This is a genomic window from Candidatus Effluviviaceae Genus V sp., from assembly GCA_014728125.1.
Lineage (GTDB): Bacteria > Joyebacterota > Joyebacteria > Joyebacterales > Joyebacteraceae > WJMD01.
In genome coordinates this window covers 1-9,710 of record WJMD01000178.1, presented here as the reverse complement: position 1 = coordinate 9,710, position 9,710 = coordinate 1, and the positions used below count along the sequence as shown (strand labels likewise).

The window sequence follows — 9,710 nt, the reverse complement described above, 5'->3', positions numbered from 1 at the left end:
ATGCCAGCGCTCTTCGCGCGGGCAGAAAGGTCTGGTCGAGCTCAAGTGCGAGCAGATACTGCCGCCTGGCCTCGCTCGGCCGGCCGAGTGCCTCGTAGACGCGGCCGCGGTTGAAGTAGGCGTCGGGGAGCGTGGGGTCGGTCCCGGTCGCGCGGTCGAGAGCGCCGAGGGCAGCGTCGTACCGGCCGAGTTCGATCTCGACGACGGCCAGGTTGTTCCAGTACATCGCGGTCGATGGATCCAGGCGGACCGCGGTCCGGAGCTCCTGCGCCGCCTCCAGGTGATGACCCGCTCGGTGAAGCGCGCGACCGTACGCATCCCTCGCGGGTGCGGCGCGGGGATGGAGGCGCGCGGCGAGCCCGAGTTCGGTGAGCGCAGCCTCGGACCGTCCGGCGAGAAGAAGCGCGTCGCCGAGTCTGATTCTCGTGCTCACTTCGTCGGCTCCGGCGCTGAGCGACGTCGTCAGGAGCTCGGCCGCGTCCTCGGGGCGGCCGGCGTCGATGGCCAGCTCCGCGAGGTGCGCCAGGAAGACGTCCGGACGGATCCCGCGGGCGACGGCTTCGCGGGCCAGCCGGGCGGCCTCGACGGGGTCGTCGGCCGCGCGGCGGGCCGCGACGAGATGCTCGACCGCCACGGCGTCCGATGGGTTCCGCGCGACGGCCCGTTCCAGGAGCGGCGCCGCCTCAAGGTACGCTCCGGTCCTGACCAGTGCGATGCCGGCGCGGGTGAGCTCTCCCGGGTCGGGCCCGAGGTCGCCGGCACCTCGGTAGGCCGCCGCGGCATCCTCGGCGTCGCCGGACTCCAGGTACGAGCGCGCCGTGAGCGCCACACTCTGGTTGTGTGCGGCGGCCCGCGACGACGGGTTGAGCACGGGTTCGACATCGGTGACGATAACGAGTGCCGCCCCCGCGGCGAAGAGCAGATAGACCGTGAGGAGAGGACGCACGATGCGGCGGGCGGGCAGGAGCATGACGGCGAACGCGTTGAGCCCGGCGAGGGCGACGGCGATCCACCCGAGCACCGGGTACGGGAGGAAGACCGGGACGGTGAGATAGCCGGCGGCGGCGAGCGCGGCTGTCACGGCGCGTCCCGCGCGTGGACCGAGCACGATCGGCAGTGTCAGGGTGCCGTCGGCGCGGTCGCCGGCGACGTCCTTGAGGTCCTTGACGGCGAAGGCGAGCCCGAACGCCAGGAAGAGGACCCAGCCGACAGGGACCGGGAACGCGGCCACCGTTCTCGCCTCCAGGACGGCCGCGAACCCGGCGAGCGCCGTTAGCAGGGACAGGAGACCGAGCGAGAGCGTCCCGACGATCGGGATGCGCTTGAGTCTGACGGGCGGCGCCGAGTAGAGAAAGGAGACCAGCAGAGCCATCGCCAGGACAAGGAAACTGGCGTACTTGACGTTCAACGCCGCGAGAAGCGACAGTCCGCCGAGGACCGCGAATTGGACGACGGCCTCGCGCTGTGTGAGCTCGCCGGTCACGAGCGGACGGTCGGGCTCCGTCACGCTGTCGCTCGTGATGTCGAAGAGGTCATTGAGGCCCACCGATGCCTCGAACGCCAGAAACGTCGCGAAAAGAAGCCCGGCGATCCCCAGGACGTCTCCTCCGTGCGTGAACGAGAACCCGGAGGGTGAGACCACGGCCCATCCGAGAGCGATCCCGAAGCCGGCCATCCCGACGTAGTGGAGGGCCCTGAGTGGTCTGATGTTGCGCAGAAGCGCGGACGCCTTCGCCGGAACCGCTCGACGGAACGCGTAGAGCCCGAGTCCCGCAGACGTCAGCAGGAAGAGGAGGGCGAGCTTACGGCTCTCCTCGAGGACAAGTCCGCCCGACGTGAAGACAGCATCGTACGCGGCCGCGGGGAGTCTGACGGCGCCCTCGGAGACGTACTGCGCGAAGCGGGCGAAGGCGGCCGGGAGGACCCCGTGCGCGCCGATGGCCAGGTAGATGAGGACGAAGGCGAGCGCCGCCCGCCACCAGCTTCGTCCCTTGATGCGAACGTAGGCGAGGCCGAGCATGCATGCGGCAGCGACCTCGATGCGCTGCCCGACCGAGATGCGCTCGATGAGCACACGCGGGTCGAAGAACCTGAAGAGCACGCCGGAGAGCGACAGAACGTATGAGATGTGCGTGCCCTCGCCTCCGGTCAGGATGAAGTCTGTCGGGGGCGGCACCAGTATGATGGCCCAGGCCGGCGTCATCACACGCATCACGCGGGAGATGTGCTCGCCCGTGAGGTGGGAGAGGATGATCGCGATGGTAAGAAAGACGCTCGCATAGAACAGCAGGAAGTGGTCGAAGACCATCAGCGCGGAGACGGGGCCGGAGTGAGCGAAGCCCAGGACCCCTTCGGGTCCGAGCGCGCTCTCGATGACGTTCCTGAGGACGGCGAACGCGACGAACGTACCCACCCAGTATGACCAGTGGAGCGACGAGGCCTCGAGCGAACCGATCGCGCTCTTCAGTTTGCTCCTCAGCACAGTTCGAAGCCTCCTTCGCCGGGGTCGTGCTCTCCGAGGCCGCCTGGCGCCCTTCGCGGAGTCAAGAGGAAGGGCCCCCGCCCCGAACCGGAGCGAGGGCCCATTATAGGGGCGACCCCGCCGGCAAGTCCACCGGCGGACATAGGCCGTGGCGCTACTTGAGCAGCGTCAGCTTCCTGACCTCCCTGTCGCCGCCGTATGTCAGCTCGCAGAAGTAGATACCGCTTGCGACGACCTGTCCTTCATCATCGCGTCCGTGCCACACCGCCGTGTGACGCCCGGGGCCCTGCGGGCGATCGACCAGCGTGCGTACGACGCGGCCGTCGACCGAGTAGATCTTGAGCGTCGCGCGGGCCTCACCGGCCGGAGCCGGTTCGAGCGCGTACGCGATCTCCGTCATGGGATTGAACGGGTTGGGAGCGACGCTCGTGATGGCGACCCTCCTGCCGTCCGGCACGACGGCGTCCGCGATGCCGGTCAACGGAGGCCAGTCCGCGATGCCGCCCGTGATGACGACCGCGAACGGCTGCGGCCCGTGCGGCACGGTCGTGCCCTTGACGCGGACCGTGTACGTTCCGAGAGGAGCGCTCTTGACGAGAACGACCTCCTCCACGTTCCTGCTGTCCGCGCTGCCGCTCCCGACAGACTCGCCGTTCAGGAAGACGTTGCCCTTGAACGTGACGCCGCCGGGGCAGTCGACCTCGAGGTCCAGGTTGTTCTGGATGGCCACACTCGCGCCCGAGGTCGCCGGGTAGTCGGTCCACACGAGGACCACCTCGACGGGGATCGTTCCGTTGTCGATCGAGAACTCGAAGGTCTCCTCGCCTCCCTGGCTCACGCCGGCGGCGAAGTCCTCGACCTTCAGCTCGCGCGCATCGCCCTCGAAGTAGAGGACATCGTCAAGAAGCGCCCGGCCCCATCCCTCGTTGCCGTTCGGGATGTCCTGCGTCGCCATGTCGGTGCCCGACGCGAGGATCATCGCCTTCATGAGCGCGGCCGACGGGGAGAACTCCTCTCCCGAGGTCGGCGTGCCGTAGGGATACCACCCCTCGCGGAAGTACTGGCGCGTCAGCGCCGCGAGGCCAGAGATGCACGGTGTCGCCATCGAGGTTCCCTGGAAGGGCGAACTCGCGACGTTGCAGGTCTGAGCGGGCGGATTGCCCATGTCGTTGTCCGCCGAGTTGATGTAGCTGTAGCCCGCCTCGCCGCCCGGCGCCACGACCGTCGGCTTGATGCGGCTGTCGAATGCTGGTCCGCGGCTCGAGTATCCTGCCATCGTGTCCTGCTGCGGCGGGCGTCTGGTCGCGCCGACCGTGAGGCAGTTCTTCGCCGTTCCGGGGAAGCCGACCGTCGAGGATGAGGGACCGGAGTTCCCGGCGGCGAACACGATCAGGAAGTCGGGGTTCGCCCACATGAAGTTGTCGAGCGTGACGCAGTACGAGTCGTACGTGTTGTCGGTACCGCCCCACGAGTTCGAGTGGATGCGGGCGCCCAGGTTGTGGGCGTCCGTGTACGCGGCCGCGCAGCTCGACGGCACCTGGATCGAGCCCGAAGTGCAGGACCACTCGTCGTCGGCCCCGATGTCCTGCATGACCAGCTGAGCCTCGTAGGCCATCCCGTTGTAATCGTAGTTGCCGGGGTTCACGTAGGACTGGTCCCCGGCGAGCGTTCCGCAGACGTGGGTACCGTGACCGATGTCACAGCCGTCGTATGCGAGGCCGCCGCCGTAGAGCGAGTAGTCGATGACCTTCCGGTGCGACGGACCGGGGGTCGCTCCGCCGTCCCTGAACCAGCAGGAGTTGTAGTCGATGCCGGAGTCCATCACGGCGACGATCTCGCCCTCGCCGTGCAGGCCCTTGTCCCAGACCGGTGTCTGGTTGGTGGCGTTCGACTGAACGACCCACTTCGTCGTGTCGTTCATCAGGTAGAACTCAGGCTTCTCCTCGATCCACCATACGTTCCGAATACGCGCGAGCGCGGGAACGATCGATTCGGCCGCGCGCACGACGATGAGCTTCTGGAAGCCGTCGTCGACCGTCTCGACGATTGAGGCGCCCTCGGCCTCGATGAGTTTCGCTGTCCCGTCGATGTCGTCGAAGACCCGCACCATGAGCGTCAGGAAGGAGTCCGCGGCGCGTCGCGGGTCCTTGAACTCGTGCGTACCGATGAGCGGACTCATTTTGTACGCCGGGTGATACTGACCGACCCAGGACACCGAGCCGTGCGACTCGACGGCCGGGACGTCCCCGCCGTCGATCCTCGCGATGTACGTGTTGTCGGGGAGGTACGCGATGAGCTCGGCTCCCGCGGTCGCGACGGCGCTCTTCCGCGCGTCGGTCGGCGGTCCGTCGAGCTGGACCAGGTAGTAGGAGGTCTCTCCGGGGATCGGTGGCTCAGCTCGGAGCCAGCCGTCGATCTGGGGCGATTCGACCAGCGGGTCGAACGCGCCGACGGCCAGGTGGATCGTCTCGGCCGGTGCGCAGAGCGGCACGACGAGAAGGGTGATGAGAGCGAGCAGGAGAGAGCGGTTCGACACAGCGAACCTCCTTTCGTCCGGTGTGGCTCGAGGGGCCATAGGTTCGTCCCTGCCGGGACGCGCTGAACGCCTTACCATATCAGTTTTTGGGGGCGTTTGTCAAGAAAAGTGACGGCTCTCGGGCCCGCGGCGGCTCCGCGCACGCGCCGCCGTGCGAACTCGGCCTTCCAGGAGCCACATTCTGTGTCTAGAACTCGATGCGGCTCGGCCGCCCGCGTGACTCCGAGATGGGGATCGTGATCGCGATACCGCGCCCTTCATCGTCGAGCTCACCGATGATGTTCTCGATTCCCTGGATGAAGCGGTCCACCAGCCCTTTGTCGATGACGAGCAGGAAGATGTGGCCGAACTCCTGTCCCTCCGTGAACACGCGGGAGAAGTCCGCGAAGAGGGGGACCCTGGTCAGGAAGCCCTCGACGTTGCGCGCGTCCATGACGGTAGCGCTCGTCGCGCCGACCTCCGTGAAGTACTCGACGACCGGGTCGAAGTAGTCCGCGTCGACGAGCTCGAAGATGAGCAGGACCTGCTCACCCGTACCCTCGACCGGCGCCTCCTGTTCGATGTCCTCGATACGCCTGTAGATACCGTCGGACGACCCCGCCGTCAGAACCGACTCGCGGAAGGCGGTGTCGGACAGGAGCCGCGCGACCTTCGCGAGGATGCGCAGGTAGTCGTGTGACTCACCGGGGGGAGCGACGATCGCGACGACGAAGCGGACATCGAGATCGTCCACGGATCCGTACTCGATCCCGTGCGGGGCGATCCCGATCGCGCCGACGATGCGTTTCAGTCCCATGATCTTCCCGTGCGGGATGGCCACCTCACGTCCCACGCCGGTCGTCGCGGTGCGCTCGCGTTCGTTGAGCGCCTTGAGGATCGTCGCGCGGTCGGTGCCCTCCAGCGCCGGGTTCTTCATCAGGAGATCGGTCATCTCCTCGAAGAGCTCCTCCTTCGTTCTGGCCTTGAGGGCGGGTTCGATGCTCTCGCTGACAAGCGCCTCGATGAGCTTCATCTTGTCCGTTCCCCTTCCGATGTGCGAGCGCCTCGCCGCCTGGTGGAACCTGATCTGACGAGCGCGATCTTCGTGAGCGGCGGTCCGATCACCTCATTGACGAGGATCGACGCCAGCACGATGTTGACCATCTGCCTCATGTACGGGAGCTCCATGAACGCCGGCGTGTCCTGCAGCACGAGGATGAGACCGATCGCCACGCCGGCCTGGGGCAGGAGTGCGAGGCCCAGGTATCTTCGGGTGGCGGCCGAGTCCCGCGCCAGACCGGCGCCGAGGTAGGCGCCGCCGTACTTCCCGACCGCACGCGCGAGGAGGTATGCCCCTCCGAGGGCGCCGGTCTGCGCCAGCGTCCGGACGTCGAGCTCGGTACCCGCCAGGGCGAAGAACGCGGCGTAGATCGGCGGACTCAGCGGTTCGAGGATCCTCATCACGCGCGAGTTCTTCGCGGACAGGTTCACGAGCACGAAGCCCATCATCATGTTCGCGATGAGGGCGGAGACGCCGATCGAGACGGCCACGCCGCTGACGAGCAGGACGAAGCCGAGCACAATGACGATGATCTCGTTGTTGCTCTTGCGGTTCAGGACCAGCCGGTGGACCAGATACCCGACGGCGACACCGAGCGCGATGGAAATCGCGATCTCCTGGAGAGGATGGATGATCATTGCGGCCGGGCTGCCGGCCGCGCCGCCGACCATCGACGCCGCGAACGCCATGACGAACCCGAACAGCGTGATGGCGAACGCGTCGTCGAGAGCGACGACGCCGAAGAGCGTCGAGACCAGGTGGCCCCTGGCACGGAGCTCCGTCGCGATCGCCACCGTCGCCGCCGGCGCGGTCGCGGAGGCGATCGCACCCAGAAGCAGCGCCATCGGTGGCGGAGCCCCGAGGGCCCGGAGGGCGGCCGACACCGCGACGAACGTGACGACGAGCTGCGTCGCCGTGATGATGACGATGTTCCGTCCGGTCTTCCGGAGTTTCGCGATGCGGAACTCCGAGCCGATCGTGATGGCGATGAGACCGAGGGCGATGTGCGGCACCGGGGCCAGCGACTCGACGATGTGGTCGGGCACGACGTTGAGGACGGACGGGCCCAGCAGCAGTCCCGCCACGATATAGCCGGAGATCGTCGGCAGCTTGAGAAGCGTGGCGAGCTTGCCGCCGACGAACCCCGCGAGCAGAAGCGCGCCGACGCCGAAGATCAGGTTGTTGTGGAGGAGATTTCTGAGCCCGATGAGGGCTTCGAGCACCAGGTCCATGCGCTGTCCCGTCGCGGTCTCCGAGTGTCGGAACGAGCGCCCGGAGAGGCCGAGCGTCCGGGCGACAGTGGCGGATTGTACCACTCGGACCGCACGGAGGCCAGCCGCCGTCGGCCGAGTCCTCGCCGGGGCACGGCGGGCGACGTCTGACGCAAGCTTCTGCGGATGACAAGAATCGCCGGGTGTGGTATAATGAGCCGACAGGCGTGAACGCTGTCGTGTCTGCAAGTGAGAGCGCAGGCCTGTCCACAGCCGGACGGGTCTGCCTTTGTTTCGATGGGCCTCAAAGTGGAGGTGCGTTGTGCGGCATGGTGTGCTGGCATTCCTGCTCGTGCTCCTCGTTCCGGCCGCGCTCCTGGCCGCCCAGGTCGTGACACTGGGCGACGGCGAGCCGGTCGAGGTCCGCGTCCTTGAGTCGACGGACGCGCGGACCGTTCTGGAGTTCGAGGTCTCGAGCTTCGTGAAGACACCCGTCGAGATCGACGGGAAGACGTTCTACTCCCTCGTGCTGGGCGAAGAGGGCATCACCCTCGATGCCGGCTATCCCGAGCTTCCGAACGTCGCTCGCAGCATCGTCATTCCGGACGACGCCGCGATGGCGTACCGTGTCGTCGACAGTCACTTTGTTGAGTACGACGGCGTGCCCGTCGTCCCGTCGAAGGGCAACCTGTCGAGGCAGGTCGATCCGGCGTCCGTGCCGTACGAGTTCGGCGCCGCCTACGGGGAGAACGCCTGGTACCCCGCTGATATCCTGACGGCGCGCGATCCGTATATCATGCGCGACGTTCGCGGCCAGGCGATCGTGTTGAGACCGTTCCAGGTGAACCCGGCGACCGGCGCGCTGCGCGTCTACGACCGCGTAGTCGTCGAGGCCGTTCCCACCGGACCGGCCAGGATGAACGAACTGACGCACCGTCCGGCGAAGCTCAACGCGGAGTTCGTGGAGATCTACAAGGACCACTTCCTGAACTACGACGCCGTGTCCGAGCGTTATCCGGACGTCGCCGATGTCGGGAACATGCTGGTCATCTGCTACGGCGACTTCATGACCTCGATGGAGCCGTTCGTCGAGTGGAAGAACCAGATGGGCGTGCCCTGCGAGATGGTCAGCGTCACCGACGCGGGCGGCACGGCCTCCGGCATCGACACCTACGTGCAGAACTACTATGACACGAACGGACTGACCTACCTCCTGCTCGTCGGTGACGCCGCGCAGGTTCCCTCGCTGACGGTGAGCAGCCTTTCCGATCCGTCCTATTCGCTGACGGCCGGAACCGACAACTACGGCGACCTCTTCGTCGGTCGCTTCTCCGCCGAGACGGTCGCTCAGGTCGAGACGCAGGTTCTGCGTTCGGTCGAGTACGAGAAGCGTCCGCTGGGCGGCGGCGCATGGTACCACAAGGGCACCGGCGTCGCGTCGAACCAGGGTACGGGCGACGACGGCGAGTACGACGATGAGCATCAGGACAACATCCGCGACCTCCTGATGGCCTTCACGTACACAGAGGTCGACCAGATCTACGACCCGACCGGCACCGCCGCGATGGTCTCGACCGCGCTGAACGACGGTCGAAGCACCGTCAACTACACCGGCCACGGGTCGACGACGTCGTGGGGCTCGACAGGGTTCTCGAACACCGACATCAACAACCTGGTGAACGACAACATGCTGCCGTTCATCACGAGTGTCGCGTGTGTGAACGGCGCGTTCGGCAGCACGACCTGCTTCGCCGAGGCATGGCTCAGAGCCACCAACGGCAGCGAGCCCACCGGCGCTGTCGGTATCTACGCCTCGACGGTCAACCAGTCGTGGAGCCCCCCGATGGAGGGACAGGACGAGTTCATCGACCTTCTCGTCGGCGAAGCGAAGCGCAGCTTCGCCGCGCTCTGCTTCCAGGGCTCGAGCAGCATGATCGACGTGTACGGCACGGACGGCGAGGATGAGTTCCTGCACTGGACGATCTTCGGCGACCCGTCGCTGAAGGTGAGAACCGACACGCCGACGGACGTGACGGTGAACCACCTCGACGTGATGTTCCCGAGCATGACGACGTTCGATGTCGAGGTCGTCGGCGTCGAGGGCGCGCTCTGCTCGATCTACGGCAACGGTGTCAACTACGGCACCGCGACGACCGATGCGACGGGCAACGCGACGATCAACCTGACGGCCGTTCCTCCGGTCGGCGAGACGCTGACGCTGACCGTGACCGGCTTCAACCTGATGACTTACACCGCGGACATGCTCGTCATCGTCCCGGTGACCTACACGATCGACCCGCCGTCGGTGCCGATCAACACGGCGACCGATGTCACGGTGACGGTGCTCGACTCGCTGTCGAACCCGGTGGAGAACTGCTACATCGAGATCGACGGCTGGGGCGTCTCCCCGATCTCCGGCACGACCGGACCGTCGGGCGATGT

General features: G+C 66.8%; 5 protein-coding genes. 1 reads left to right on the top strand and 4 read right to left on the bottom strand.

Translation table 11 applies throughout. From position 1 onward, the window contains the following. The 4 genes from GF405_10625 to GF405_10610 form a co-directional block, all read right to left on the bottom strand. Positions 1 to 2,482: tetratricopeptide repeat protein (locus GF405_10625; protein MBD3368605.1), on the bottom strand; the 2,482-nt coding region annotated here is incomplete at its 3' end. A gap of 154 nt (positions 2,483 to 2,636) precedes the next feature. Next, positions 2,637 to 5,096 (bottom strand): S8 family serine peptidase, encoded by a 2,460-nt coding sequence (locus GF405_10620; protein MBD3368604.1) that lies wholly within the window; start codon positions 5,094 to 5,096, stop codon positions 2,637 to 2,639. A 109-nt stretch (positions 5,097 to 5,205) separates the two neighbouring features. After that, the gene (locus tag GF405_10615; protein MBD3368603.1) at positions 5,206 to 6,030 is read right to left on the bottom strand and encodes a hypothetical protein; all 825 of its coding nucleotides are present in this window, start codon (positions 6,028 to 6,030) and stop codon (positions 5,206 to 5,208) included. Next, positions 6,027 to 7,289 carry a hypothetical protein gene (locus tag GF405_10610; protein ID MBD3368602.1) on the bottom strand — a complete coding sequence of 421 codons (1,263 nt, stop codon included), beginning with the start codon at positions 7,287 to 7,289 and terminating at the stop codon, positions 6,027 to 6,029. Before GF405_10610 ends, GF405_10615 begins: the two co-directional genes overlap by 4 nt. Positions 7,290 to 7,590: 301 nt before the next feature. On the opposite strand from GF405_10610, the gene GF405_10605 reads away from it, so the two are divergent. Beyond that, positions 7,591 to 9,710 (top strand): hypothetical protein (locus GF405_10605; protein ID MBD3368601.1); only part of this gene is annotated, 2,120 nt, incomplete at its 3' end.

Excerpts from the sequence above, each read along its gene's own strand:
- GF405_10620 (MBD3368604.1), bottom strand. The coding sequence starts at position 5,096 with ATGGTAAGGCGTTCAGCGCGTCCCGGCAGGGACGAACCTATGGCCCCT.
- GF405_10610 (MBD3368602.1), bottom strand. The coding sequence starts at position 7,289 with ATGGACCTGGTGCTCGAAGCCCTCATCGGGCTCAGAAATCTCCTCCAC.
- GF405_10615 (MBD3368603.1), bottom strand. The coding sequence starts at position 6,030 with ATGAAGCTCATCGAGGCGCTTGTCAGCGAGAGCATCGAACCCGCCCTC.